We start from the raw sequence: 25,596 nt of genomic DNA, 5'->3' as shown, positions 1-25,596 counted from the left end.
ATTTTGCTCGCGTTACAACTGCGGAGCACGAAACACGGGCTTAACGCTCGCCGGCCTTGAAGGAGAGGCCTTGATGATTGACGTCCTGGTCGTGGACGACGACTTCCGTGTCGCCGAGATCAACGCCAAGTACGTGGGAAAGGTTCCCGGCTTCCGGGTGGCCGCCCGCGCGCACTCCGCCGCCCAGGCGCTGGCCGCCGTGGAACGGGGAGCCATCGACTTGGTGCTGCTCGACCACTATCTGCCGGATCAGACAGGGCTCGACCTGGTGCACCGCATGCGGGAGCAGGGACACGGCACCGACGTCATCATGATCACGGCGGCCGGTGACGTGGCGACGGTGCAGAAGGCGATGCGCCTGGGCGCGCTGCACTACCTGGTGAAACCGTTCACCTTCGCCGCGCTGCGCACCCGTCTGGACTCCTACGCCGCGCTGCGCCGCACGGTGGACCGGGTCGGTGGTCACGGTCTGGCCGGCCAGGACCAGGTGGACCGGATCTTCGGCGCGCTGCGGACCACGCCCGCGCCGACGTCCCCGGGACTGCCCAGTGGCCATTCCGAGCCCACGACGGACCTCATCTGTGGCGTACTGCACCGTGCCGAGCACCCGCTCTCCGCGCACGAGGTCGCCACCGAGACCGGTCTGAGCCGCTCCACCGCCCAGCGCTATCTGCGCCACCTGGAACAGGCGGGCCGGCTTCGCCTCTCCCTGCGGTACGGCGACACCGGCCGGCCGGAGCACCGGTACGCGTGGGTGGCGCCGTAGCGGCTCACCGTCCGTACTGTGCTCCGGTCCTGCCTCTCCTGTCGCGCGGCTCCGCCCTACACGGCTCCCGCCCCGGTCAACGACCGCACCTCGGTCTCCGCGTACTTGGCCTCGTCCGGGACCTCGTCGGAGGTGACCGTGCCCAGCCAGCCGGCCAGGAAGCCCAGCGGGATGGAGACGATGCCCGGGTTCTGCAGCGGGAAGTACTGGAAGTCGACGTCCGGGAACAGCGAGCCCGGACTGCCCGACAGCACCGGGGACAGCGCGACCAGCACCAGCGCCGGCACCAGTCCGCCGTACACGGCCCACACCGCGCCGCGTGTGGTGAAGCCCCGCCAGAACAGCGAGTACACCAGCACCGGCAGGTTCGCCGACGCGGCCACGGCGAAGGCGAGGCCCACCAGAAAGGCGACGTTGAGGTCTCGGGCCAGCAGACCGAGCGCGATCGCGACCACGCCGATGCCGACCGCCGCGACCCGCGCCACGGCGACCTCGCTGCGGGGTGCGCCGCGGCCCCGCCGCAGGGTCGCGTACAGGTCGTGCGCCACGGACGCCGACGAGGCGAGGGTGATCCCGGCGACCACAGCGAGGATCGTGGCGAAGGCGACGGCCGCCACGACCGCGAAGAGGACCGCTCCCCCCGTGGAGTCCGGGCCTCCGCCCAGGTCGAGGGCGAGCAGCGGTACGGCAGTGTTCCCCGCCGCGTTGGAGCTGCGGAGTTCCGCCGGCCCGACGATCGCGGCCGCGCCGAACCCGAGCACGATCGTCATCAGGTAGAAGCCGCCGATCAGCCCGATCGCCCAGACCGTCGAACGGCGCGCGGCCCGCGCGGTCGGCACGGTGTAGAAGCGCGCCAGGATGTGCGGCAGGCCCGCCGTGCCCAGGACCAGTGCGAGGCCGAGGCTGATGAAGTCCAGGCGCGCGGTCCAGTCCCCGCCGTACTTGAGGCCCGGTGCCAGGAAGGCCCGCCCGTGGCCGCTGCGCTCGGCGGCCGCGACCAGCAACCGGTCGATGTCACCGTGGAAACGCACCAGGACGAGCACGGTCAGTGCGACGGCACCGCTGAGCAGGAGGACCGCCTTCACGATCTGAATCCAGGTGGTGGCCCGCATCCCTCCCAGCGACACATAGATCACCATGAGCGCACCCACGCCGACGACGGTCCAGGCCTGCGCCGCCGCACTGGTCCGGCCGAGCAGCAGGGCGACCAGGCTGCCCGCACCCACCATCTGCGCCACCAGGTACAGAACGGACACGGTGACCGAGGAAGTTCCCGCGGCGATCCGGACCGGCCGCTCGCTCATCCTGGCGGCGATCACGTCGGCCAGGGTGAACCGTCCGCAGTTCCGCACCAGTTCCGCGACCAGGAACAGCACGACCAGCCAGGCGACCAGGAAGCCGACCCCGTACAGCAGACCGTCGTAGCCGAACAGCGCGATCAGCCCGGCCACGCCCAGGAACGAGGCGGCCGACAGATAGTCACCCGCGATGGCAAAACCATTCTCCATGGGTGAGAAAAGTCGCCCGCCCGCATAGAACTCCTCCGCCGAGCCCCGCCGGTGGCGCCCCACCCACGTGGTGATCGCCAGGGTGACGACCACGAACGCGCTGAACAGCCCCAAGGCCAGCGTCTGATGCCGATCCGTCACAGCGCACCGCCCCTGCTGCCACGCGTCAGTTCCTGGGTGTCCCAGCGCAGGTCCAGCGCCGCCCGGTCCCTGCGCAGGCGCGCGTGCCGGGAGTAGGCCCAGGTGAACAGGAAGGTCGTGAGGAACTGCCCGAGGCCGGCGAGCATCGCCACGTTCACCGCGCCCACGACGGGCCTGGCCATCAGACCGGGCGCGACCGTCGCCGTCACGACATACCCCACGTACCAACTGAGGAAGAGCACGACCCCGGGCAGCACGAACCTCCGGTACCGGCTGCGCACCTCCTGGAAAGCCGCACTCCGTTGCACCTCCAGATACACCTCGCGGGCGCACACTTCGGGCCCCTGTTGCTCGGCGCGTGCGCCCGGCACGGTGGCCGGAGCGGGCACGCCCGTACCGTCCAGTTCCCCCCACCCCGAGGCGAGTGCGTCGTACCAGGGGTCCTCGTACCCCGCGTGGCGGGGGCCCGTGCCGTGACCGTCGTGGTTCTCGGCCGCCCTGTCCGGACCGCCCATGTCTGGGCGATAACGACCGTTGTTTGGCTGCATGCCCAAGGATGGACAGATCAGGCTGATCCCTGACTCTTCTTCGCCGGGCTCTTCACCCCATCAGGTGACTCAACCCGCTGGTGGCCGCGCCAGTCCCTTCGCGTACGCGTAACGCACGGCCTGCGCACGGTCCTTGAGCCCCGCCTTGGCGAACAGGTTGTTGATGTGTGTCTTCACTGTCGCGGTCGACACGTGCAGTCTGCGGGCGATCTCCTGGTTGGTGAGCCCCTCGGCGATCAGCACCAGCACCTCGGTCTCCCGAGCGGTCAGTCCGTCCGGTGCCTCCTCGGGCGCCGAGGGCGGCTCTGGCTGTGCCAGCCTTTCCAGCAGCCGCCGTTGGACTCGCGGCGAGAGCCCCGCGTGCCCCGACAGCACACTCTCCACGGCCCGGACGATCTCGTCGCCGCCCGCGTCCTTGGTGAGGTAACCGCGTGCTCCCGCTCTCAGCGCCGGGAAGAGCGACTCGTCGTCGGCGAAGGTGGTGAGCACCACCACCTGGGTCCCGGGGTGCTCCGCCCGAATCCGCCGGGTCGCCTCCACGCCGTCGCAGCGGGGCATGCGCAGGTCCATCAGAACGATGTCGGGCGCCAGCTCAGCGACCAGGCGCACAGCCTCCTCCCCGTCTCCGGCTGCCCCGACGACCTCGATGCCCGGCAGCAGCCCGAGCAGCATCACGATGCCCTCACGGACCACGGTCTGGTCGTCCGCGACGATCACCCGCGCCGGCACCTTCTCGGCCCCCTCCGTCATACAGGTACCTTCAGCGTCACCACGAACCCCTCCTCGTCCGGCCCCGCAGCGAGCGAACCGCCCAGCAGTTCGGCACGCTCACGCATACCCAGCAGACCGTATCCCTGGCCCGAGCCGGTCAGTTCTCCCGGCGTTCCGCCCGAGTCCCTGACGTCCAGGGTCACTTCGTGCTCGCCGTACTCCAGCCGGACCCGGACCTTGGCGCCGTGGGCGTGCTTGCGCACGTTCGTCAGCGCCTCCTGCGCGACCCTGCGCACAGCCTGGGAAGCCTCCGCGGGCAGCGGTCTGCGATCACCCGTGACGGTGACCTCGGCGCCGGCCGCCGCGCTGACGAGCTCGGCCAGGAAGTCCTCCAGCGGGGTCAGCTCGCCGCGCAGTGCGGACAGTGCCTGCCGGGTCTCGGCCAGACCGTCACGGGCCATTCCCCGCGCCGCCACCACCCGCTCGAGGATCTGCTCCCGGTCCGCTCCCCGCTCGATCAGCAGCCGGGCGGCCTCAAGATGCACGAGTTGGGCGGAGAGACTGTGGGCCAGGACGTCGTGGATCTCCCGCGCGATCCTGGCCCGCTCCGCCAGGGCCGCGGACTCCGCCTCCGCGGACCGGGCGGCCCGCTCCTGGGCGAGCAGCCGCTGGGCGTTGCCCCGGGCCTCGGCGTCGAGCCGGAGGACGTATCCGGCGAGGGTCATGCCCGTGACCGTGGCCGCGGTGGTCAGCCAGACGTCGTTGTTGACGGCGGAGAAGGCGGTGAGGGACAGAGCGGCGACGGGAAGGGCCGCTCCGAGCGGCATCCGCTCCAGCGCGCTGACAGCGCAGCCGCACCATATGACGAGGGCGGACTCGCGGTACCCGGTCGCCTCAGCCACGGTCGCCAGCCCCAGCAGCAGCGTGACGACCACCATCGATGTCAGCAGACGGTGCTGGTAGGTGGTGCGGAAGAAGGCCCAGGAGAGTGCTCCGGCCAGGGTGAGGCCGACCACCGGAGCGACCGTCGCCCACCCGTGCACATGACGGTCGTCGAAGGCCCCCCACAGCAACAGGGCGAGGACGAACAGCCGTACGGCCCAGGCGAGCATGCGTCGTGGTCCTGAGACGCCTTCCCGGCCGAGCGCCTCGCGGGAAGGCCAGCGTGTCCAGGCGTTGTCCGTCACACGCGCTCCTTCCACGCGGGCCGCGACGTGACGTCACCGTACGCCGTGCCCCGGCCGGTCACCGACGGGAGGGAGCGAGCGCGCCGGACCAGGACGGCGAAGCGCACCAGCAGGGTGCCCGCGAGGGCAAGAAGCAGAGCCGAGCTGTCCTGGTGGACGCCCAGCAGCGCCCCGAGCCCGAAGAGCCCCGCCCGCAGGGAGACGCCGAGGATCCAGACGGCCACGCTCGCCTTGCTGCTCCTGCTCCACACGGCCCCGTCCGGCTCCCGCCACACGCGACTGGTCCAAGCCCAGCCGGCACCGGTGGCCAGGCCTATGAGCAACTCGACGGCGAGCAGCAGCACGGATGCCGCGCGGTGGTGGACGTCGACCATCCCGGGCTCGCGCAGTGCCACTGCCGCGAGGACGACGGGCATGACCCACCACCGCCGGTCGCTGTCGATCGCCTGGGCACGGAACTGGCGCACGATCACCAGCACGGCAACGGCCACGATCACCAATGCGTTGACGAGCCAGGACATCACAGCCTCCGTGAGCGGAAGGAGAGCCGGCAGCGAGCACTGCCGACGCCTTCGAAGCTACGGAAATCCGCAGGTCAGCAGATCGGAGCCAGGGTGGATCGTGGGTGGATCCGCCCTAGCCCGTCACCTCCACCCGGGGGTGGAGAAGCACCGACGCACCCAACTGCCCGGGGCAGTCGCCGGACCGGCGGCAGCGACAGAACGCTCCCGCGCCGGCCTGGGTCCCCGGTCCGGTGAGCCACGGGCACCGTCGGCGGCCGAGGGCGGGAGCACCGCCGCCGGGCGTCGGCGCCGCAGTGGTCGCGGCGTGGCGTGCCAGACCATGCCACGCCGCGACCACGCCACACCGCACTGCGCCACGACGCGTCGCACCCGCACCGCACCGCACCGCACCGGCTCAGCGGACGTCACGTGCCCGGCTGGGCCCGGCACGTGACGTCCGAGCGATCCGTGCGGCACCCCGTTCACCCCGTCCGGAATGCCCTGCCCGGCCGAAGCCGAGCGCGGCGCCTACGTGTCGATCCGCGACCGGTCCAGCGTCGCCGCCGAGCTGGAGATGAACTCCTTGCGGGGCGCGACCTCGTTGCCCATCAGGAGATCGAAGACCTGCTCGGCGGCCTCGAGGTCCGAGAGGTTGATCCGGCGCAGGGTGCGGTGACGGGGGTCCATCGTCGTCTCGGCGAGCTGGTCGGCGTCCATCTCGCCCAGGCCCTTGTAGCGCTGGATGGAGTCCTTGTACCGGACGCCCTTGCTCTGGAGGTCCATGAGCGTGTCGCGCAGCTCGCGGTCCGAGTACGTGTACACGTACTTGTCCTGGCCCTTCTTCGGCTGGACGAGTTCGATGCGGTGCAGCGGCGGCACGGCGGCGAACACCCGGCCGGCCTCGACCATCGGCCGCATGTAGCGCTGGAAGAGCGTCAGCAGCAGACAGCGGATGTGGGACCCGTCCACGTCGGCATCGGTCATCATGATGATCTTGCCGTAGCGAGCCGCGTCGATGTCGAACGTCCGGCCCGACCCCGCCCCTATGACCTGGATGATCGCGCCGCACTCGGCGTTCTTCAGCATGTCGGTCACGGACGACTTCTGAACGTTGAGGATCTTGCCCCGGATCGGCAGCAGCGCCTGGAACTCGGAGTTCCGGGCGAGCTTCGCCGTACCGAGCGCGGAGTCGCCCTCGACGATGAACAGTTCACTGCGGTCCACGTCGTCGCTGCGGCAGTCGGCGAGCTTGGCGGGCAGCGAAGAGGACTCCAGGGCCGTCTTCCGGCGCTGGGCGTCCTTGTGCTGGCGGGCCGCGATGCGCGTGCGGGCGGCCGCGACCGCCTTCTCCAGGACCACCCGGGCCTGCGCCGCGGCGTCGCGCTTGGTGGAGGTCAGGAACGCCTTGAGCTCTCTGCTGACCACGTTGAGCACGATGCGGCGGGCCGCCGAAGTGCCGAGCACCTCCTTGGTCTGCCCCTCGAACTGCGGCTCGGCCAGGCGCACGGTGACGACCGCGGTGAGGCCCTCGAGGGCGTCGTCCTTGACGATGTCGTCCTCGGCGACGCGCAGCAGTTTCTTGGCGCGCAGCACCTCGTTCATCGTCTTGGTGACGGCCTGCTCGAAGCCGGCGACGTGAGTGCCGCCCTTGGGGGTGGCGATGATGTTGACGAACGACCTGAGCGTCGTGTCGTAGCCGGTTCCCCAGCGGAGCGCGACGTCGACGCCGAGCTCACGGGTGACCTCGGTGGGGGTCATCTGGCCGTGGTCGTCGAGGACCGGGACGGTCTCCTTGAAGGTGCCCTGACCGGTGAGCCGGAGGACGTCGCAGACCGGCTTGTCGGCGGCCAGGTACTCGCAGAACTCGCTGATGCCACCGTCGAAGCGGAAGGACTCCTCGCCCTTGCTTCCGCCCTCGCCCAGGCCGTACTCGTCGCGGACCACGATCGTCAGACCGGGCACCAGGAACGCGGTCTGGCGGGCGCGCTGGTGCAGCGTCTCCAGGGCGAGCTTCGCGTCCTTGAGGAAGATCTGCCGGTCGGCCCAGTACCGCACGCGCGTGCCGGTGCGGGTCCTGGCGATCTTCTTGGTCTTGCGCAGGCCGCTCTTGGCCTCGAACTTGGCCTCTGGGCCGTTGCCCGCGAAGTCCCCCGGCACGCCGCGCCGGAAGCTGATGGCGTGGGTGTGACCGCCGCGGTCGACCTCCACGTCCAGACGGCTGGACAGCGCGTTCACCACGGAGGCACCGACGCCGTGCAGACCGCCGGAGGCCGCGTACGATCCCCCGCCGAACTTGCCGCCGGCGTGCAGTTTGGTCATGACCACCTCGACGCCCGAGAGGCCGGTCTTGGGCTCGACGTCCACGGGGATGCCGCGGCCGTTGTCCCGGACCTCCACCGATCCGTCGTCGTGCAGGGTCACGTCGATGTGGTCGCAGTACCCACCGAGGGCCTCGTCGACGGAGTTGTCGATGATCTCCCACAGGCAGTGCATCAGGCCGCGACTGTCGGTCGAGCCGATGTACATACCAGGGCGCTTGCGCACGGCTTCGAGGCCCTCAAGGACGAGCAAGTGCCGCGCGGTGTAGTTGGAGCCGTCCCGGTCTGCTCCTGCGAGCAGTGCTGTGGACGGCACGGACGTCTCGGCGGTCACGCGGTTCGCTCCTCGCTGAATTTCAGTTGGGCCCCGTCTGGGTAAGGGGCTGGCTTCGGTCGCCGCTCCGAGGGTACCGAGGCCTGGTAGAGCCGTTGTACCGCCACCCTCGTCGGGAACTCAGCCTAGTCCAGGCTCGCATAACTGTTCGATCCCTCGTTGGAGTGAAGTACACATCACGTTCCCTTCGAGGCATGAACCATTTAGGCTCCGGGCACGTCCTCATGAACAACCGGCAAGCCAGCCGGGAGGACGAAAACCCCAAGACCGAACACTGACAGCGCGAACCCGTAAGCATCCAAGACACGCAATACGGCACATTCGCCGCCAACCGGCAGCAGACAGCCGCCCCGGGAAAGATTTTTTCGAGGAAGAGCCACGAGCGGGAACGTTTTCGGGCTGGTTGGATGTTGACCCTGGTACGACAGCTCGTCGAGCTAGAGAAGAGGCGACGTGACTACTGTTCTGACCCCCGCGAGCCCGCTGACGGCCGCCGATCGCTGCGACCGCTGCGGCGCCCAGGCATACCTGCGCGTCGTGCTGCTCAGCGGCGGAGAACTGCTCTTCTGCGCCCACCACGGCCGCAAGTTCGAGCCGGAACTCAAGAAGATCGCCGCTGAGATACAGGACGAGACGGAGCGGCTGACGTCCGCTCCCGCGAGCGCGTCCGAAGAAGAGCGCTGACATCTCGCACAGACGACGAGCCAGCCCCGGCACAGGCCGGTGAACGGGCGGCCGCTCCTGACTGACAGGAGCGGCCGCCCGCTTTGGTGCACCCGTCGGCCGGGATCGCCGTCGCAGCCCCGCGGCCCCGCGGGCCCGTAGAGCCCCTCAGGCGCCCTTGTGGGGCGCCCGCAGGCCGCCCGCCTTGCTCGCCGACTCCAGCGTCCGCACGACGTCGGACACCCGCGTGTAGACGCCCGGACTGCCCGGCCGTCCGCAGCCGTTCCCCCACGACACCAGTCCGATCAACCGCCCCTGGGCCACCAGAGGGCCTCCGCTGTCGCCCTGACAGGCGTCGGGGCCGCCCTCGGCCTCGCCGGCGCACAGCATGGAGTCGGGCCGGTACGTGCCGTCCAGCCCGCCGGGATAGGCCTTGGCGCACTGGGCGTCGGGCAGCACGCGCACCCGTGCGGCGTGCAGGTGCCGGGTGTAGTCACCGGCGCCGGTCGTGTCACCCCACCCGGAGACCAGGGCCTTGGCCCGCGGCTCGTACGCCGGGTCGCCGGCGGCCGCCATCGCCACGACCGAGCTCCGCGGCAGGGGCTCGGCGAGGCTGACCACTGCGAAGTCGCCGGCGTTGCTGATCTCGTCGTAGCCGGGATTGACCCACACCCCGCGAACGGCGATCTCCTCGCCGTCGCCGGCCAGCAGGTCTGTTCGACCGGCGATGACTTTGAGGTCCCGCATCTTGTCGGGCGGCGCCCCCAGGACGTCCCCGGTCAGACAGTGGGCCGCGGTCAGCACCGTGGTCCTGCCGACCACGGCACCGCCGCAGAACTGCCCTGCTCGCATACCCCCGAACCGGTCACGGCTGGACAGCGCCACCGTCCACGGACTCTCGGACACGTCGACGGGAAAACCCCCCACGACAACGCTGTCGGCGGCCGTGGGTGCCGCTCCGGCCAACGGTATGACGGCCGACAGGGCCGCCAGGAACAGTGGCCGGACCAACGCCCGGGCACAGGGTCGAGGCATGGATGCTCCTCACTCCAGGTTCCGATCGAGAAACCCAGAGTCATCCAGAGCGCCACGGCGCGCAGCACGAAGGCCCGGCCCCCCGCGGGGGGGCCGGGCCTTCGTGCTGCTACCGGGATCCGATCGCCGTGCGGCCTAGTCGAGGTAGTCGCGCAGCACCTGCGAACGCGACGGGTGACGCAGCTTCGACATGGTCTTGGACTCGATCTGGCGGATGCGCTCACGCGTCACGCCGTACACCTTGCCGATCTCGTCGAGGGTCTTCGGCTGACCGTCGGTGAGACCGAAGCGCATGGAGACGACGCCGGCCTCGCGCTCGGACAGGGTGTCGAGCACGGAGTGCAGCTGCTCCTGCAGGAGTGTGAAGCTGACCGCGTCGGCGGGGACGACGGCCTCGGAGTCCTCGATGAGGTCACCGAACTCGCTGTCGCCGTCCTCACCCAGCGGGGTGTGCAGCGAGATGGGTTCGCGGCCGTACTTCTGGACCTCGATGACCTTCTCCGGGGTCATGTCGAGTTCCTTCGCCAGCTCCTCCGGAGTGGGCTCGCGGCCCAGGTCCTGGAGCATCTGGCGCTGCACGCGGGCGAGCTTGTTGATGACCTCGACCATGTGCACCGGGATACGGATGGTGCGAGCCTGGTCGGCCATGGCGCGGGTGATCGCCTGACGGATCCACCAGGTGGCGTACGTGGAGAACTTGTAGCCCTTGGTGTAGTCGAACTTCTCGACGGCACGGATCAGACCGAGGTTGCCCTCCTGGATGAGGTCCAGGAAGAGCATGCCGCGGCCCGTGTAGCGCTTGGCCAGGGAGACCACCAGACGGAGGTTGGCCTCCAGGAGGTGGTTCTTGGCGCGTCGGCCGTCCTCGGCGATGATCTCGAGCTCGCGCTTGAGCTTCGGCGCCAGCTTGTCGGCGTTGGCGAGCTTGTCCTCCGCGAAGAGGCCCGCCTCGATGCGCTTGGCCAGCTCGACCTCCTGCTCGGCGTTGAGCAGGGGGACCTTGCCGATCTGCTTGAGGTAGTCCTTGACCGGGTCGGCGGTGGCGCCCGCAGCGGCGACCTGCTGCGCGGGAGCGTCGTCCTCGTCCTCGTCGGACAGCACGAAGCCCGCGTTCTCGGCGCCCTCGGGCTCATCGGCGACCTTGGTGTCCTCGAGCACCTCTTCCTCGAGGAGCTCGGCGTCGTCCTTCTTGGCGGTCGTCTTCTTGGCCGCCGTCTTCTTGGCCGCGACGGTCTTCTTCGCGGCCGCCTTCTTGGCAGTCGTCGCCTTCTTGGCTGCGACCTTCCTGGCGGGTGCGGCTTCCTCGGCGGGATCGGCGACGGCGGCGTCGGCGGGCACGGCCGGAGCGGCCGTGGTGGCGGTGGCCTTCCTCGTGGTCACCGTCTTCGCCGCGACCGTCTTGGTGGCGGTGCGCTTGGCCGGACTCTTCGCTGCGACGCTCTTCCGGGTCCGCTTCGGTTCCGCGGCACTGACCATCAGCGTCACACCCTCTTCCTCGAGGATCTGGTTGAGGCTGCGCAGTACGTTCTTCCACTGAGTGGCCGGGATCTGGTCAGCTTCGAAGGCCCGACGCACATCGTCGCCGGCGATCTGCCCCTCAGCCTTTCCCCGCTCAATGAGCGCCATGACAGAGACGGACTCGGCGATCTCCGGCGGGAGCGTACGGGATGTGCTGGCCGACACGAACAACCTCTCGGAACGTTGGAAAACGGCTTCCGGCCCCGTCCACGACGGACAGGAGCCGACCGCCGGCTTGGGGATGGGCCGACGGCGCGGGCGGGGGCCGGGAAGATGCACAGCGCCTTGAATGGCGTCCGTATTCCCTCCGCGGCTGTCACCTCTTAGGTCATCGCGTTGTTCCCGCAAGCGTTACGCCCAATCTGCGTGGCCCGAGTCACACCCCGTAAGCAGTTAAAAATGGTCATACATGGACAGATAACGCCTTGGATGATCACGCCACCAAACCGGCCGGACACGCCGAGGTCCCTGAGGACCCGGCGAGCCCGGCGGCAGACGGTTACCGGGCCCGGCGACACCACGTGAACGCGGCACATCCCGACCCCACCGCCCGAGGTGCGGGTCAGTGCTCGCGCGGGGCGGGCACCACACGCTCGACCTCGGGATGGACGGTGAGCAGTTGGCGCATGGCCGCCTCGGCCGCCGTGCCGTCCCCGGCCCCGAGCGCGTCGACGATCCGGGCGTGCTGGGCCAGAGAGGCGTCGTTGGGCCGCTCACAGCCGGTGACCGGACCGCCGGAGACCTGAAGGGCCGCCGACACGATTCCGGAGAGGTGCTCCAGCATGCGGTTGCCCGCGATCTGGATGAGCAGCGAGTGGAACTCCGCGTCGGCCCGCGAAAAGGTGAGCGCGTCGCCCTGCGCCATGGCGTGACTCATGATCTGGACCATGTCGGAGAGGCGCTGCTGGACGTCCTCGCGACCGTGACCGGCGGCGAGGCGCGCCGCCAGCGGTTCGATCGTCCAGCGCAGCTCGCTCAGCTCGCGCCGCTGGTCGTCCCGCTGCGGCCCGAAGGCGCGCCACTCGATGATGTCCGGGTCGAGGAGGTTCCAGTCACTGACGGGACGCACCCGTGTGCCGACGTTCGGGCGGGCGCTGACCAGTCCCTTGGCCTCCAGCACGCGGAGGGACTCACGGACGACGGTGCGGGAGACCTCGAAGCGCTGGCCGATCTCCTCCGGCACCAGCGGGCGGTCCGCCCCCAGGTCGCCCGAGACGATCATCTGACCCAGCTGTTGCACGAGCTGGCCGTGCAGGCCCCGGCCGCGGCTGCCCGCGGCCCGTCGGCCCACACGACCCAGTTCGGGGTCCGCGCCGTCCCAGACGGGCGCTCCGACGCGGTCGGGGGCGGGCGCCTCGGCGTAGGGGTAGCGGTCGAGTTCGCCCGGGCCGGACAGACCGGAGTCGGTGGAGCGGGCGGCGGTCATCATGGTGTGCGCAAGGGTACTCACGGATCCTTTGTCGGCGTCGTCTCCAACTCCCTTGAGGTCTTTGGTGAAAAGCACACGAAAGGGTGATCGCTCACCCCGTCGCAATTGACGCCTTATCGGAAAGAAATGGGCTTTCTGTGGGGAGTTGTGCGCATGACGGGCCCGGAAGCGCACGGACAGTAGTCATCGAAGCCTGCCCCTGAAGGTCATGAGCAGATACGCGCAGAGCAGGGCGGTCAGCGACAACGTCAGCGCACCGCCCACGGGTTGGGCGACGAGCCGGGCGGCCGCGGCCAGGTAGCGCTCGCCTCCGAAGGGCCACTGCAGCAGGAAGACCCGGTGCATACGCAGCGGAAAGTCCGCCGCCATGCGCACAGCCGGCCCCTCGAGCGCCTTCTGCACGACGGGCACGACGACGACCGGTACCGCCACGACCGCGGCGAGCCCGGCCGAGGTGGACCGGAAAACCCCCGCGGCCAGCACGCCGGCCCAGGCACACCCCACCACGAGCCCGAACCAACCGGCGCCGAGGGCGAGCCAGTCGGCCGGAACCCGGGCGAGCTCCCGTCCGTAGACGACGTAGAGGGCCTCGGCGTCGCAGCCCGCGGTGAGGAAGGCCAGCATCGCCGCCGTGACACCGGATACGAGGAGTTTGGCGGTGAGCAGTCCCAGCCGGCGGGGCACGGTGCCGCGGTCGGCGGCCAGGGCGGGATGACGGAACTCGTCGCCGAAGGCCAGCGCGCCGAGCAGCGCCGAGCCGAGCGCTGCGGGAGGCAGGGGAAGTTCCGCCGGCCACGCCGCGAACAGCCGGGCCTGCGGGGTGTGACCGAGCCGGGCGAGCAGCACGGCGATGAGGGCGGAGACCATGAGCACGGCTCCGCACGTGAGGAAACCCGTGCCGATGCCTGCGGCGCGGCGGAGTTCGTAGCGCAGCGGGCGGAGCGGGCTGGGGGCGGGACACACGACGATGGGCGGCGGGAGGACGGACAGGGTGTCGGGCACGGCACCGGCGGCGGGGTTCCCCGCGCCCCCGGTGGCGGGCCGGGCACCGGTCGGCTCACGCCGTTCGTGCGGGCCGCCCGCTGCGGTGAGGGACGCGCGGGCGGGCGGTGCCGCGTCGGGGGCGCCCGCCCGTGCCTGGACGGCGGGTGCGTCGGAGGCCTGCGGGGAGCGCGCTGCGGTTGCGGTCGTGCTGATCGCCTCAGCGGACGGGGCGGGGATCGACGGTGCCGTGTCGGCGGCGGACGACGGTGCCGTGTCGGCGGCGGACGAGGCTCCGTCCGTCGGCGGCCGGCCTCGCTTCCGCAACGCGCCGACGGTCGGGGGCCGGTCGACTGCCGGCAGTTCCCGAGCGGCCTGCGCGCGATCCGCGGCGGGCGCCTCGTGGGCGGCCCCCGCGCGCGCCGGGTCGGGCGCGTCGCCCGCTCCGGGTCCCTCGCTCTTGCGCGGCTGACCGACCACGGGTTGCCCGTCGGCGTTCTGCCGCCGACCCGTCGGCGAAGGCTCGTCCGTATCGCCGGATCCGCCCTCCGGTGCCGGCCGTTCGACGGCGAACTCATGCCCGTCCGGCACGAGGGAACCTGCGCCGGGCCCCATGTCGCCCGTTTCATCCGCGAGTTGGTGGACGAGGATCCCGTGACAGAAGGCGATCTCGCCGACCTCGGCGGTCGTACTGCCGTACACGGAGAGGCGGTTGCCACCCTCGGGCACGACCTCGACGGAACGCCGGGTCGTACGGGCCTCCTTCGTGAGGACGGCGGTCAGCCGTGCGGCGTGCGGGCTGCGGACGGCGACGCGAGGACGCAGCCGGGTGCGACCGAACTCCGCTGCCTCCTGGTCCGCGAGGAGCCGGCCCTGCTCCAGGGTGACGACCCGGTCGGCTTCGCGAGCGGCTTCCTTGGGATCGGCCGTGCTGAACAGGACGGTGCCGCCCTGTGCCGCGTGGGCGCGCAGCATGCCGTGCAGCCAGCGGCCTTCCCCGGCGGAGAGCCCTCCGGCGGGATCGTCCAGCACGAGCGTGTGCGGGTCGGGCAGCAGGGCGCACGCCAGGCCGAGCCGACGATCCATGCCGCCCGACAGGGTGCCCAGGCGTTCCTCACGCAGACTGACGAGACCGACGGCCTCGAGCACCTCGTCGGCGCGCCGGACGGACACTCCCGCCGCCGCGCAGAGCATGCGCAGATGGCCGCGGACCGTGCGTGCCGGGTGTCCCGGCACGTCGCCCAGGAGCACGCCGACCTCGCGCGAGGGGTGGGGGACGTGATGCAGGGGCCGCCCTTTGAAGTAGGTGATCCCACGCCCGTGTTCAAGTTCCAGCATGAGTCTGAGCGTTGTCGTCTTGCCCGCGCCCGGAGCGCCCAGAAGCGCGGTGACACAACCCGGCCGAGCCTCGAACGAGACGTCGTCGACGACAGGCGGGCTTCCCTTGCGGGCGTTGCTGGTCAGTCCGAAGGCCTGGATCACCCGCAGCAAGATAGCGCGATATGTCCAGATTTTCGGGTACCACTTCGGCGCAGTCGCCCGCCGCCGGAGCCTCAGACCTCGGGTCGCAGCATCGGAGGGTTGAGCAGGGTGGCGCCGCCGGCCCGGAAGAGCTGGGCGGGACGGCCCCCCTGGCGGGTGGTCGTACCCCCGGTGGGAACGAGGAACCCAGGGGTGCCGGTGACCTTGCGGTGGAAGTTACGGGGGTCGAGCGCGACGCCCCAGACGGCCTCGTAGACCCGACGCAGCTCCCCGACGGTGAACTCCGGCGTACAGAAAGCGGTGGCCAGCGACGAGTACTCGATCTTCGAGCGTGCCCGTTCCACTCCGTCGGCCAGGATCTGGGCGTGATCGAAGGCCAGCGGTGCCACAGACTCGCCGTCGCGGCCGTATCCGCCCTGCTGCAGCAGTTCCTCGACGGACGCCCACCGCGCGTTGCTGGCGTCGCCGCCCGCCCGGGGCGGGGGCAGGTCGGGGGCGAGCGCCAGGTGCGCGACGCTGACCACGCGCATGCGGGGATCCCGCTTGGGGTCGCCGTAGGTCGCCAGCTGTTCCAGGTGGGCGCCCTGGTCCTGGGCGGGGGCGTGCGGGTCGTGGGCGCGCAGCCCGGTCTCCTCGGCCAGTTCCCGCGCCGCCGCCTGTGCCAGGTCCTCGTCGGCCCGTACGAAGCCGCCGGGCAGCGCCCAGCGCCCCTGGAACGGCGGCTCACCCCTGCGTACCGCCAGCGCACACAGGGCATCGCGGCGCACGGTCAGCACGACCAGGTCCACGGTGACGGCGAAGGGCGGGAACGCTGACGGGTCGTAGGGCATGCCGCGATCATAGTCGTCTTCCTGACGATAAACACGCCCCTGAGCGGTCAGGATCCCAGCTGCAGGCCGTCCGCCGCCTCCTCGACCACGGCCAGGCCGAGTCTGCTGACCCTTATGGAGAAGGGCTCGCCCGCGACCCGCAGTCCGGTCAGGCCGATCTCGCCCAGGGGCGTGCTGCGCGCGGGGCGCAGGGTGACCGTACGGGCCGGCACGTCGGGGCGGACACCCGTGAGCGCGGCGAGGACCAGCACGGTGGAGGCCGCCGCCGTGGCGGACGGGCGGCAGGCGGCCGGGTGCGGTACGGGGGCGCTTCCCTCGGCGCGCTGTTCTCCGGCGTACATCTCGGGCAGCCGGTGGCCGAAGTGCTCGGCCGCGGCGAGCAGCCCGCGCAGCAGTCCGCCGGCCTCCTTCTCATGACCCGCGGCGGTCAGCCCGGCGACGGCGAGAGCCGTCTCATGGACGCGGACGGCTCCGGTCCGGTGGCCGAACGGATTGTGTCCCGCCTCCTTGGCGCCGAGCCCGCGCAGACCCCAGCCCGAGTCCATGGCCGGGCCTCCGAGCGACCGGGCGAGTTCCTCCGTCTGCGCCTTGTCCAGGAGACCCGGCGCGAGTTCTCCGGCGCCCAGCAGACCCGTGTCCAGGAGGTGGACGCTCGCGGCGCCGAGGTGCGGGAGGGGGCGGCCGTCCGGGCCGAGGGCCGCGACCGGGCGGCCGCCTCCCCGGCCCTCGACCCAGAAGTCGCGCCGGAAGGCGGTCCGAAGTTCCTGCGCCCACTGCCGCAGCCCCTCGCCGCCCGGTCTGCCGCAGCCGTCGAGGAGATCCGCGCCGAGCAGCGCGGCGCGGTGCGCGTGGGCCTGTGTCTCGCAGCGTATCGGCCCTCCCGGCTGCGGATCGCGAAGGTATGGGCCTTCTCCCACGGTGGTGCGCAGCCATGTCAGGCAGCGCTCCGCCGCGGGAAGCAGTCGGCCCGTCTCCCGCTCCGGGAGTCCCCACCGGCGGGCCTCCGCCAACAGGACCGGGAACAGCAGCGTGGCCTCGGTGGCAGTGCAGCCGGGCGGTAGGTGGGTGCCCGCGTCCCGGCGTGGTCCGGGGACGAGGCCGGCCCGTGGCCCCGGCCCCGTGAGCTGGGTGCGGGCGAGGATGCGCAGGGTGCTCGCGGCGAGCCGGGTGCCGAGCGGCAGCGTCATCCGCGCGGCGGCGAGTGCCTCGACCGGGGCCGGGCCGCAGCGCCAGGGCGCTCCTGCCGCCAGGCAGGTGTCCGCCGGGTGCGCGGGATCGCGCAGCAGCAGGGCCTCGAGGTCCTCGATGCTCGTGCGCAGCAGTGCCGGGACTCTTCGGTCGTCACTCGTCGCACGGGCGCGGGCCAGGGGGCTCGTCGCGGCGCGTCCCACGGCTCTGACCGGCCCTGCTCCTTCCGCTCTCACCCGCAGCTCCACTGTGGCCGTACCGCCCGGTGCGAGTTCCAGCTCCCAGCGCAGGAGTCCGGCGGAGGCCAGTGCGTCGGCGGGCGGTGGATGGGCCGTGACCGATGAGCCACCGGTGCGGCCGGTCCAGCGCAGGCCGCAGTCGTGGACGTCGGCGCGCAGTTCGCCGCCCGTGTTCCCGGAGGCGATGGCACCGAGGTCCGCGAGGTCCGTGGCCAGGACCACCTCGAGCGGCAGGCGCAGCGGGCGCGGGGCGGAGCTGTGCAGAGTGATCCGTTCGGTGCCGCCGGCGGCGCGGATGCGCTCCACGACGATGTCCGGATCGGGTCCCGCTGCAGGGGAGGCGCGCACTGTGCCCACGAACCGGACCCGGTCGGCTCCGGTCATCCTGGCCTGCACCGGCAGCGGTTCGCGTCCGGCCACCCTGACCTGGCAGCGGGAGAGCAGGCGCCGGCCCGCCCGGTAGAACCCCTCGAGGCCCCGCCCGGTCAGCTGTCCCTGCTCCGTGGAGATGGCGAGGCCGGGCAGGGCGAGGCAGATCAGTACGTCGTGGGTGGGCGGCAGGCCGTCCGGAAGGCGCGCTGCCGGGAGTTGTGCGCGTGCGGTGGCTTTGCGGCGGGGCCGGGCGGGGCCGGCTCCGGCCTCCTGCGGGGACGGCACGGGTCGGCCCGGGGAGATGCGCCCGTCCCCCGGGACGTGCTGGGTCGGCTGATGCATGGCGGGCTTCTTCTGCGCTCTGTGCGCCGGGGACGTGTCCGGCGCCGGGTGGAGGAGGGCTCGGGAGGGACGAGGGACCGGCGGCACGGCCCGTCCTGGCGTTCCGCCACTCAGGTGAACGGAACGGGACTCCTCCTGGTCACGCTCCCCTTCGGTGGGCCGCCCGAACGACGGTGTGGCCGCAGGGCCGGCACGGGCCCGGTCCGGATCACCGCGCCGGTGCCGGCGAAAGAGCGCGAGGCCACCGGAGTCCGCCCGGGCGCTGCGGGCCGGCCGACGGGCGCGCCGGCTAGCGGACGGCCGCCGCCTCCAGCCGGTCTTGATGAGTCGTCCGCCCAGTCCCGCTCGGCCTCCCAGTCCGGCCCGATGCGGGTTCACCGGTCCCCTTCCGCGTCGTCGCGCGCTGACGGTGTGCGTTCCGGTGCGGTACCGCCCGTCCGGGCCCCCCTCTTGCCCGCCGCTCGCGTGCGTGTGCGTCCCGGCTTCGACGGGCGGGGGCGTGAGTGGCCCGGAGCGGCGGGAGGAGTCCTCTCGGCCTCCGGCGATCCCGGGGCGGGGCGCGGGCGCGTGGCACCCTCTCCCGGACGGGGGCGATGGCGTCGGTGGCCTCCCGTCTCCGGCGTGCCCCGGCCGCCCGTGGTGACGTCGTTCTCCGTGACGGCCTCGGGCGTGTCGTCCGGTCGCGCATGTCCCGCGCGTTGGGCGCGCAGACAGCGGCGGATCGACTCCGGGTCCAGGCCCTCGTTGCACGCCTGGTGCAGGAGCCGGGCGAAGAGATAGTCCGGATCCGCGCCGAGCGCCATGGCCAGGGCCTCGCGGGCCTCGAGGTCGTCGCCCGTGGACCATGCGACCCAGCCGGCCAGGGTGAGGGGTGCGGCGGCGTGCTCGCCGTAGGGCCCTACGCAGCGGCGGGCCAGAGCACGCCAGAGACGCAGGGCGGGACCGGCGTCGTCGCCTTCCATCCACGCGGCGGCGCGGTCGCGGGTCGTGCGGTCCTGCAGGCCGAGGATCAGCGCCGCGGCCTCGTCGTGAGCGAGCAGTTCGTCGTCGCGGCGGTCCGCCTGGTGCGCGCCGGACACGGAAGGTGCCGCGGCGAACCGCTTCATGATCCGTTCGGCGAGATCGAGGGTTTCCTCCGCCACGTCCGCCCGGGTCGCGTCGTCGAGGATCCGGGGCACCAGAGACATGCCCGCGGCGTCCAGCACGATCTCCTGCTCCAGCACGGCCCCGGTCTGCCAGGGCAGCAGCCGCGCATGCATCTCGCCGAGCGTGCCGCGTACCTGGATTCCGGCGTAGGTGGCCGCGGCCGCCAGCACGGAGGTGCCGGGCAGGCCCATCGGCATCCCTTCCGCAGGGCAACAGTCCTGGTTGGGGCAGCAGTACGACCAGAAGCGGCCGCCGGAGATGCACAGCGCCTCGATCACCGGTACGTCGAGGCTGCCGCACTCGGTGCGCAGCAGCTGGGCGAGCGGACGGAGACGCTCCATGACCTCGCTGCCCGACTCTCCCTTTCCAGGTTCCTGGCAGACGTAGGCCACCATCTGCTCCGGGCGGGCGCCTCTGCGCTCGCTGCCGGTCACCAGGCCGTGGGCCAACTGCCGGGCGGCCGCGGCCCAGTCGTCCGGACCCGCGGGGATGCCGAGCCGGGCCCGTCCGCCGAACCTGCCGCGGCCGTCGCGGTCGTGGAGAGCGACCAGGACGATGCTGTCCTCGGGGCGGTAGCCGAGCAGATAGGGGAGGGCATCAGCCAGCTCGGCGGGGGTGCGCAGGGTGACCTGGCCGTCATGGGCGATGCCTGCGCCCAGCGCCCCCGATGCGGCGATGTCTCCGTTTTCGGAGGGTCCGGTCGTTTCACTGTGGTTCGTCATGCGACGACGATCTCGCGGATCACGAAATCCCGCTTCGGCCTGTGGATAAGTCCGAGCAGGGACACGCCAAGGGTGTGCACGTGCCGATCCGGGCGCCTCGGCCGGCCCGTCTGTCAGTGCCGTCCTGTTGTATGGAACGCATGGACCACACGAGCAACGCGGATCTCCGGACTCAGGCCGACACCGTCCTCGCCCGCCTCGTCGGGGACGCCACAGGCACCGCCCGACTGCGTGAGGACCAGTGGCGGGCGATCGAGGCACTGGTCGCCGACCGGCGCCGGGCCCTGGTCGTGCAGCGCACGGGATGGGGCAAGTCCGCGGTCTATTTCGTGGCGACCTCCCTGCTGCGGGCCCGCGGCAGCGGCCCCACCGTGATCGTCTCGCCGCTGCTGGCGCTGATGCGCAACCAGGTGGAAGCAGCGGCCCGGGCCGGCGTCCACGCCCGGACGATCAACTCCTCGAACACCGAGGACTGGGACACCGTCCAGGCCGAGATCGCCGCGGGAGAGGTCGACGTCCTGCTGGTCAGCCCGGAGCGACTCAACAACCCCGACTTCCGAGACCGGGTCCTGCCCAAACTGGCCGCCGAGACCGGGCTCCTCGTCGTGGACGAGGCTCACTGCATCTCCGACTGGGGCCACGACTTCCGTCCGGACTACCGCCGGCTGCGGACCATGCTCGCCGACCTCCCGCCGGGTGTCCCCGTGCTCGCCACCACCGCCACGGCCAACGCACGCGTCACCGCGGACGTCGCGGAGCAGCTCGGCACCGGGGGTTCCTCGGACGCCCTGGTACTGCGGGGCCCTCTGGACCGGGAGAGCCTCACCCTGAACGTCCTCGCGCTGCCCGACGCCGCCCACCGCATGGCGTGGCTCGCCGACCACCTCGACGACCTGCCAGGCTCCGGGATCGTCTACACGCTCACCGTGGCCGCCGCCGAGGAGGTCACCGCCTTCCTCCGGCAGCGCGGGCACGCCGTCGCCTCGTACACCGGCAGGACGGAGAACGCCGATCGGCAGCAGGCCGAGGAGGACCTGCTCGCCAACCGGGTCAAGGCACTCGTCGCGACGTCGGCACTCGGCATGGGCTTCGACAAGCCCGACCTCGGGTTCGTCGTCCACCTGGGCTCACCCTCCTCCCCCATCGCCTACTACCAGCAGGTCGGCCGAGCGGGCCGCGGCGTCGAGCATGCCGAGGTGCTCCTCCTGCCCGGGAAGGAGGACGAGGCGATCTGGGAGTACTTCGCGTCGCTCGCCTTCCCCTCCGAGGACCTGGTGCGCCGCACCCTCGACGTGCTCGCCCGCGCCGACGGCCCGATGTCGCTGCCCGCCCTGGAGCCCCTGGTGGAACTGCGCCGCTCCAGGCTGGAGACGATGCTGAAGGTCCTCGACGTGGACGGCGCGGTCCAGCGCGTCAAGGGCGGCTGGATCGCCACCGGCCGACCGTGGACGTACGACTCCGAGCGGTACGACTGGGTGGCACGCCAGCGGAAGGCCGAGCAGCAGGCCATGCGCGACTACGCCACCACCACGGGGTGCCGGATGGAGTTCCTGCAGCGTCAACTGGACGACGAGGGCGCCAAGGCATGCGGCCGCTGCGACAACTGCGCGGGCGCGCGCTTCAGTGCTCGGGCGTCAACGGCCGCGCTGGACGCCGCGCGTGTCGATCTCGGCCGGGCGGGCGTGGAGGTGGAACCCCGCCGGATGTGGCCTACGGGGCTCCCGGCGATCGGCATCGACCTCAAGGGCCGTATCCCGGCCGGGGAACAGGCCGCCCCCGGGCGAGCCCTTGGGCGTCTGTCGGACATCGGCTGGGGCAACCGGCTGCGGCCGATGTTCGCCCCCGGGGCGGCCGACGCGCCCGTGCCGGACGACGTGGCGCGAGCCGTCGTGGGCGTGCTGACCGACTGGGCCAAGGGGCCCGGCGGCTGGGCCCCCGGTGCGTCCGACCCGCAGGACCGTCCGGTGGGGGTCGTCACCGTCGCCTCTGGCACCCGGCCACGGCTGATCCACTCCCTGGGCGCCCGCATCGCGGAGATCGGCCGGCTGCCCCTGCTCGGCTCCGTGGAGTACGCGGGTGACGTGCCGCGAGCCTCCCGCAGCAACAGCGCGCAACGCCTCAAGACCCTGGACGGCACCCTGACCGTGCCGTCGGAGCTCGCCTCGGCCCTCGCGGAGGCTCCGGGCCCCGTCCTCCTCGTCGACGACTACACCGAGACGGGCTGGACCCTGGCGGTCGCGGCCCGGCTGCTCAGGAAATCGGGTGCACAGGGGGTGTTGCCGCTGGTCCTCGCCGTCCAAGGGTGACCTCCCCCGTGTCACCGGAGAGGCAGTGGGTAGGGATATAAGCCACGCACCACCAGATAACAGTCGCCTGCCCCAATTGCTCGTTGCCGCATCCAAGTTCGACAGGAAGAATTGAGGTCCGCTCCCCGCACGGCTCGCTCGTGATCCGGTTGGGCTTTGCTGCGGTGCGCGCTCCCCGAAATCCGACCCCGCCCGTCAGTATGGGCGCGTAGCCGAAGGGAGGAACGTGACCTTCGGATTCGCTCCGTCCTCGGCGGCATCGCTGTCGACGTCCGCGTCCGCCGCTTCCGCCAGCCGACTGCTCGAGCCCGCGGAATGGGCCGCCGCCGGAATCCCGCTGCTGCGCAACCCTCGCGAGGTGGTCAGCGGGCTGCACGCCCGGCACCGTCCCAGACCGGCCACCGCGATCGTGGCCGTCCTGGACCCGGACGATCGGCTGTGCGCGAGCGCCTCGTTCACCCGTCGCCCGGCCCCCGCCGACGGCTGGATGTTCCGCAACGCGCTGCTGGCCCAGCTCCGCCGCGTCATTCCGCACGATCTGCGGCGCCGTACCCCGGTACGCACCGCCGTGCTGCTCTACTGCCGTGAGGGCGACGCGCGTTGGACGGAGGAGGACGGCGCGTGGATGTGGGGACTGCGCGACGCCTGCACCCTGCACGGACTGCGCTGCGGGGCGTACATCACGCTGACCCGGGACGGCTGGCAGGTGCTCGGCGAAGGCCGCGGTGGCCGCCGTCCGAGCGCGGACTCGGCACCGGAGCCCTTCGCCACTTCGGACGCCCCGCCCCCACTGCCCCGCACCGGTGGCGCCGTCTCGGACGTTCTGCGCCGGGCGGCGGCCCGCTGACAGCGGCCGGTACGGCCACCAAGCAGATCGTTACGCGCCCCTGCGACGCACGGCAGGCGCCTGTTCGCCAGGCGCTGGTCCGGTGCGGCGCCGGGGCGGCGTACGACGACCGCGGAGGGGTCGCCGAGCGCGGCGGCCCGGCGCGCGAGGCCGCCCCGCGCCGCGGCACACAGGGGTAGCGGCAGGCGGAACGGCCGTTCAGGGCGACCACCCGGTCCCCGGGACGCCCAGCCGGAGCTGCGCGTCCCCGTCCGTTGTGCGGGCACGCCGAAGACCGCACCGGCCCCGTGCCGCGGCGGCGGCACTACTGTCAGCCAAGGCACCCCGGGGCGGTGCCGGACGCGGTCAGACGCCCGCGCCCAGCACCGAGTTGATCTGCTGCGGGTCACCGCAGACGATCAGCAGGGCGCTCGCCCGCGTGTGGGCGAGCGGAAGAGCCTCGGCGGCGGCGACGTCGGAGCCGCCGTTGACGGCGACGACGACCACAGGGCGAGCTGCGGCGCGGGAGACCGCGGCGGCGTCGGTGTAGAAGACGTCGTCGCCCGCGTCGTGCTGCGCCCAGTAGGAGGCTTCACCGAAGGACAGCTCGTGGGCCGCCCACGGGTGCGGTTCGCCAGTGGTGATCACCAGCACGTCACCAGGGGCACGACCCGATTCCAGGAGCAGGTCGACCGCTTCCTCGGCGGCGTCGAGGGCGCCGTCGGCGGAAGCGGGGATCAGCTGGATCTGCGGGGTCACAGCCGCGGTGGCGGCGGCAGCGGCCGGGCCCGCAGGGCCCGGCTTGGCAGTGGCCGTGTCACGCGGCGTGCGTTGCACCGGGGGCGCGGGCCGGAGAGGGCCGGGACGACCGGGACGCGACGGGGCCGCGGGGCGGGGGCCGGGTACGGGACGGGGGGTCGGCGCGGTACGGCCACTGGCCGGAGTGGCGCGGGGACCCTGGGCACTCTCGTGAATCTGAGGCTCCTCGGGAATGAGAGGCATGAGCTGTTATTTATCAAACGTTGGTGCGGCTTGCGCGACCGGGTGGCACATCAGTGCGAGCGGAATCGTCAGAAATCGAAGCCGAGCTGACCCTCGATTTCCGGAACGCTTCCGTCCGCCCAGCTGCGGGCCTTCTTGAGGTGCCGCCACTGGGGCAGCGCATCAAGATACGCCCATGACAACCGGTGGTACGGGGTGGGGCCCCGCTCCGCCAGCGCGGCCTTGTGGACTGGCGACGGATACCCGGCGTTGTCCGCAAAACCGAAGTCTGCATGGTCGATACCCAGTTCGGCCATCATTTTGTCGCGCTGAACCTTGGCGATCACCGACGCCGCCGCCACCGCCACGCACGACCGGTCACCCTTGATCACGGTGCGTACCATCCAGGGCATGCCGAGATAGTCGTGCTTCCCGTCGAGGATCACGGCTTCGGGACGGACGGGCAGGGCTTCCAGGGCACGGACCGCGGCGAGCCGCAACGCGGCCGTCATCCCCAGATCGTCGATCTCCTGCGGGGATGCGTGCCCCAGGGAGTAGGACGTCACCCACTGCCGCAGCGCCTCGGCGAGTTCCGTGCGCCGCCTGACGGTCAGCAGCTTGGAGTCGGTGAGGCCCGCGGGCGGACGGCGGAGGCCGGTGATCGCCGCGCAGACGGTCACAGGTCCGGCCCACGCGCCGCGCCCCACCTCATCGACACCGGCAATGACCTTGGCTCCGGTCGTGGCGCGGAGTGAGCGCTCGACAGTGTGAGTTGGTGGTTCGTACGGCATGGCGCCCTTAGGGTACGCCGCCGGGATCCCTGCGCGACACCCCGGTGGCCCAAGCCGCGCCAGGGTCGCCGCACCGACGGATCAGCAACCGTGCGGCCGAAGCAGCGGAATCATCAGCTGGTCGATCATCTCCTCCAGATCTCGGTCGCTCCATTCGCTTCCGCCAACCTTTGATCGGTACATCATCATCGCCGGAATGGCGTCGAAGACATAGCCGTTAGCCGCGTCCGGACGCACCTCACCTCGCTCTATACCGCGGGAGATGACGTCGCGCAGCAATCTGAGGGTAGGCTCGATCACCACACCGAAGATCACTTCATGGAAGCGTTCAGCCTGCGCGGGATCGCATTCGTGAATGATGGCGCGCAGCGCGAAGCCGGGACGGGAGAACATGGCCCGGCGGGCCTGGAAGCACAGCTCGAGGAGGTCTTCGCGCACGCTCCCCGTGTCGGGAGCCTCTTCGAGCCGCGGCAGTCCGGCCCGCAGCGCGTCCACGACCAGGTCCTCCTTGGACGGCCAGCGACGGTAGACCGCCGCCTTGCCGGTCTGCGCGACAGCGGCGACCCCCTCCATCGTGAGGCCGTTCCAGCCGACCGTACTGAGCTGTTCCAGCGCGGCGTCGAGGATCGCGCGTTCGAGTACGGCGCCGCGCCGGCGGGGAGAGGCCGTGCGAGGCGGAGCGGCCGTCCAGCGCGAGGTAACCATCCGAGTTTCTCCAGTGAGCGGGGA

The 25,596-nt window shown here is 71.6% G+C and carries 20 protein-coding genes; 4 read left to right on the top strand and 16 right to left on the bottom strand.

Annotated features, from left to right (window positions below; translation table 11 throughout):
* Positions 1–73: 73 nt before the first annotated feature.
* Positions 74–766, top strand: a complete 693-nt coding sequence (locus ACWC21_RS26280) for a response regulator (RefSeq protein WP_450885286.1) — start codon at positions 74–76, stop codon at positions 764–766.
* A 56-nt stretch (positions 767–822) separates the two neighbouring features.
* On the opposite strand, the gene ACWC21_RS26275 is transcribed toward ACWC21_RS26280, so the two are convergent.
* The 6 genes from ACWC21_RS26275 to ACWC21_RS26250 all read right to left on the bottom strand — a co-directional run bounded on the left by ACWC21_RS26275 (position 823) and on the right by ACWC21_RS26250 (position 8,016).
* A complete protein-coding gene (locus tag ACWC21_RS26275) occupies positions 823–2,415 on the bottom strand; it encodes a solute symporter family protein (RefSeq protein WP_450885285.1) in 1,593 nt (530 codons plus the stop codon).
* Positions 2,412–2,963 carry a DUF485 domain-containing protein gene (locus ACWC21_RS26270; protein ID WP_450885284.1) on the bottom strand — a complete coding sequence of 184 codons (552 nt, stop codon included), beginning with the start codon at positions 2,961–2,963 and terminating at the stop codon, positions 2,412–2,414. The genes ACWC21_RS26275 and ACWC21_RS26270 overlap by 4 nt, the downstream gene beginning before the upstream one ends.
* A gap of 69 nt (positions 2,964–3,032) precedes the next feature.
* Complete coding sequence (locus ACWC21_RS26265) at positions 3,033–3,713, bottom strand: response regulator transcription factor (RefSeq protein ID WP_450885283.1); 681 nt, start codon at positions 3,711–3,713, stop codon at positions 3,033–3,035.
* Entirely contained in the window at positions 3,710–4,861 is a 1,152-nt protein-coding gene (locus ACWC21_RS26260) for a sensor histidine kinase (RefSeq protein WP_450885282.1), read from the bottom strand. Before ACWC21_RS26260 ends, ACWC21_RS26265 begins: the two co-directional genes overlap by 4 nt.
* Positions 4,858–5,382: a DUF1453 domain-containing protein gene (locus tag ACWC21_RS26255; RefSeq protein WP_450885281.1), complete on the bottom strand. Its 525-nt coding sequence runs from the start codon at positions 5,380–5,382 to the stop codon at positions 4,858–4,860. Before ACWC21_RS26255 ends, ACWC21_RS26260 begins: the two co-directional genes overlap by 4 nt.
* A 510-nt stretch (positions 5,383–5,892) precedes the next feature.
* Positions 5,893–8,016 (bottom strand): DNA gyrase/topoisomerase IV subunit B, encoded by a 2,124-nt coding sequence (locus tag ACWC21_RS26250; RefSeq protein WP_450885280.1) that lies wholly within the window; start codon positions 8,014–8,016, stop codon positions 5,893–5,895.
* Positions 8,017–8,469: 453 nt separating this feature from the next.
* Here ACWC21_RS26250 and ACWC21_RS26245 point away from each other — a divergent pair, with 453 nt between their 5' ends.
* Positions 8,470–8,700, top strand: a complete 231-nt coding sequence (locus tag ACWC21_RS26245) for a DUF7455 domain-containing protein (RefSeq protein ID WP_164587710.1) — start codon at positions 8,470–8,472, stop codon at positions 8,698–8,700.
* A gap of 147 nt (positions 8,701–8,847) precedes the next feature.
* Here the strand turns inward: ACWC21_RS26245 and ACWC21_RS26240 are convergent, their stop codons facing one another.
* The 7 genes from ACWC21_RS26240 to ACWC21_RS26210 form a co-directional block, all read right to left on the bottom strand.
* A complete protein-coding gene (locus tag ACWC21_RS26240; protein ID WP_450885279.1) occupies positions 8,848–9,714 on the bottom strand; it encodes a S1 family peptidase in 867 nt (288 codons plus the stop codon).
* A 135-nt stretch (positions 9,715–9,849) separates the two neighbouring features.
* Complete coding sequence (locus ACWC21_RS26235) at positions 9,850–11,397, bottom strand: RNA polymerase sigma factor (RefSeq protein ID WP_450885278.1); 1,548 nt, start codon at positions 11,395–11,397, stop codon at positions 9,850–9,852.
* Positions 11,398–11,794: 397 nt separating this feature from the next.
* Positions 11,795–12,682 carry a FadR/GntR family transcriptional regulator gene (locus ACWC21_RS26230; RefSeq protein ID WP_450885277.1) on the bottom strand — a complete coding sequence of 296 codons (888 nt, stop codon included), beginning with the start codon at positions 12,680–12,682 and terminating at the stop codon, positions 11,795–11,797.
* Positions 12,683–12,844: 162 nt separating this feature from the next.
* A complete protein-coding gene (locus ACWC21_RS26225) occupies positions 12,845–15,124 on the bottom strand; it encodes an ATP-binding cassette domain-containing protein (RefSeq protein WP_450885276.1) in 2,280 nt (759 codons plus the stop codon).
* Positions 15,125–15,195: 71 nt separating this feature from the next.
* Positions 15,196–15,954, bottom strand: coding sequence for an NUDIX hydrolase (locus ACWC21_RS26220; protein WP_450885275.1), 759 nt, complete (start codon positions 15,952–15,954; stop codon positions 15,196–15,198).
* 47 nt (positions 15,955–16,001) lie between these two features.
* Positions 16,002–18,095, bottom strand: a complete 2,094-nt coding sequence (locus tag ACWC21_RS26215) for a glycogen debranching N-terminal domain-containing protein (RefSeq protein ID WP_450885274.1) — start codon at positions 18,093–18,095, stop codon at positions 16,002–16,004.
* Between the two features lie 374 nt (positions 18,096–18,469).
* Positions 18,470–19,963, bottom strand: coding sequence for a DUF4192 family protein (locus ACWC21_RS26210; protein ID WP_450885273.1), 1,494 nt, complete (start codon positions 19,961–19,963; stop codon positions 18,470–18,472).
* Positions 19,964–20,103: 140 nt separating this feature from the next.
* Between ACWC21_RS26210 and ACWC21_RS26205 the strand changes: the two genes are divergently transcribed.
* The gene (locus ACWC21_RS26205; RefSeq protein ID WP_450885272.1) at positions 20,104–22,269 is read left to right on the top strand and encodes a RecQ family ATP-dependent DNA helicase; all 2,166 of its coding nucleotides are present in this window, start codon (positions 20,104–20,106) and stop codon (positions 22,267–22,269) included.
* A gap of 226 nt (positions 22,270–22,495) precedes the next feature.
* On the top strand, positions 22,496–23,116 hold the full coding sequence (locus ACWC21_RS26200; protein ID WP_450885271.1) for a hypothetical protein: 621 nt from the start codon (positions 22,496–22,498) through the stop codon (positions 23,114–23,116).
* Positions 23,117–23,461: 345 nt separating this feature from the next.
* Here ACWC21_RS26200 and ACWC21_RS26195 read toward each other — a convergent pair whose 3' ends face one another.
* From ACWC21_RS26195 to ACWC21_RS26185, 3 genes are all read right to left on the bottom strand, one after another.
* A complete protein-coding gene (locus ACWC21_RS26195; RefSeq protein WP_450885270.1) occupies positions 23,462–24,097 on the bottom strand; it encodes a hypothetical protein in 636 nt (211 codons plus the stop codon).
* 68 nt (positions 24,098–24,165) lie between these two features.
* Positions 24,166–24,867 carry a ribonuclease HII gene (locus ACWC21_RS26190; RefSeq protein ID WP_450885269.1) on the bottom strand — a complete coding sequence of 234 codons (702 nt, stop codon included), beginning with the start codon at positions 24,865–24,867 and terminating at the stop codon, positions 24,166–24,168.
* Positions 24,868–24,948: 81 nt separating this feature from the next.
* Complete coding sequence (locus ACWC21_RS26185; RefSeq protein WP_450885268.1) at positions 24,949–25,572, bottom strand: TetR/AcrR family transcriptional regulator; 624 nt, start codon at positions 25,570–25,572, stop codon at positions 24,949–24,951.
* Positions 25,573–25,596: the final 24 nt, after the last annotated feature.

Source organism: Streptomyces sp. NPDC001348, assembly GCF_053597535.1.
This window is presented reverse-complemented; position numbering and strand designations above follow the sequence as displayed.